Source organism: Streptomyces solincola (assembly GCF_002982015.1).
GTDB lineage: Bacteria > Actinomycetota > Actinomycetes > Streptomycetales > Streptomycetaceae > Streptomyces > Streptomyces solincola.
The window spans coordinates 1-1,454 of sequence record NZ_PVLV01000616.1 but is presented as its reverse complement, the minus strand read 5'-3'; the positions used below and the strand labels follow the sequence as shown (position 1 = coordinate 1,454).

The 1,454-nt window shown below is 78.1% G+C and carries 1 protein-coding gene; it reads left to right on the top strand.

What is annotated here, in order from left to right; translation table 11 throughout:
• Window positions 1-544 precede the first annotated feature (544 nt).
• Window positions 545-1,454: serine/threonine-protein kinase (locus C6N75_RS28250; RefSeq protein WP_146132700.1), on the top strand; the 910-nt coding region annotated here is incomplete at its 3' end.

The following is a 1,454-nucleotide window of genomic DNA, read 5'->3' as shown; positions in this document are numbered from 1 at the left end:
AGCTGGCGACCATCCCTCCGTCCCTGCCGCCGGCGGCAGGGACGCGCCGCACCACCGCCCCGCGCATGGTGCGGCGACCGGCTTCCGCGCCCGGGTGGCGTCCGCCGGCCCGTAGCGCCCGGCCGTCGCAGGCCGCTCCGCGCCGCGCGGGGCAGCGTGCGGCGGAGTCGGCGGGCCGCTCGGCGGAACCGGCCCGGCGGCCGTCCCGCCCGGCGCCCCGCTACGTGCCTCCCCGCTACGCGCCGCCCCGGCTGCGGCCGGGTGCGCCGACCGGCATGCGGGACGTGTGCCGGGCCTCCCAGGGCGTCGTGACGCCGGGCATCAGCGGTCTGTGCGGCCAAGCCTTCGGTCGGTGAGCCCACGGCCGCCCCTGTCCGCGCCGCCGAGGGCCGTATGCGCCGATCCCGCCCCCGTCGGACCGTGGGCCTCGGCCCGGTTCCGCCGGGCCTGCGCTCAGCCGCTGCCGGCCCCCGCACCCGCCCCCTCTAGGCTGCTGCCGGGAACGGCCGCCGGCCGGCCGGGCAGCACGGGGGACGACACACTGATGAGCAGCACCACGACGGTGTTCCAGCCGCTCCAGGCGGACGACCCGCCTGCCGTGGCCGGATACCGCCCCGCGGCCCGGATCGGCTCCGGCGGCATGGGCCGCGTCTACCTCTCCCACACCCCCGGCGGCCGCCCGGTGGCGCTCAAGGTCGTACGACCTGAGCTCGCCGACGACCCCGACTTCCGCAGGCGCTTCCGCCGCGAGGTGCGAGCCGCCCGCCGGGTCCGCGGCGCCTACACCGCCGAACTCGTCGACGCCGACACCGAAGGCGCACCGCCCTGGCTCGCCACGCTGTACGTACCGGGCCCCTCCCTCACCCAGGCCGTCGCCCGCCGCGGACCGCTCCCGGCGCCCGCCCTGCTGCACCTCACCGCCGGCATCGCCGAAGCCCTCCAGGCCGTCCACGCCGTGGGCCTCGTGCACCGCGACCTCAAACCGTCCAACGTCCTCCTGGCCGCCGACGGCCCCCGCGTCATCGACTTCGGCATCTCCGTCGCCGCCGACCTCACCTCGTACACCGCCACCGGCTCCGCCGTCGGCACACCCCACTTCATGGCCCCCGAGCAGGCCACCGCCGGCCAGGTCACCCCCGCCACCGACGTCTTCGCCCTCGGCCAGACCCTCGCCTTCGCGGCACTGGGCGAACCCCTCTACGGCGACGGTGTGGCGCCCGTCGTCCTCTACCGCATCGTGCACGAGTCACCCGACCTGAGCCGCCTGCCCGACCCGCTGCGCCCCCTGCTCGCCCGCTGCCTCGAACCCGACCCCGAGCGGCGTCCCACCCCGGCGCAGATCGTCGACTGGTGCCGGTCGCGACGGGACGGCGAGCCCGCCACGGCCTCCGGCCCCGCCTTCTGGCGGGAGATCGCCGGACCCGGAATGACCGTCCCCGGCCCCGCTGCCGCGC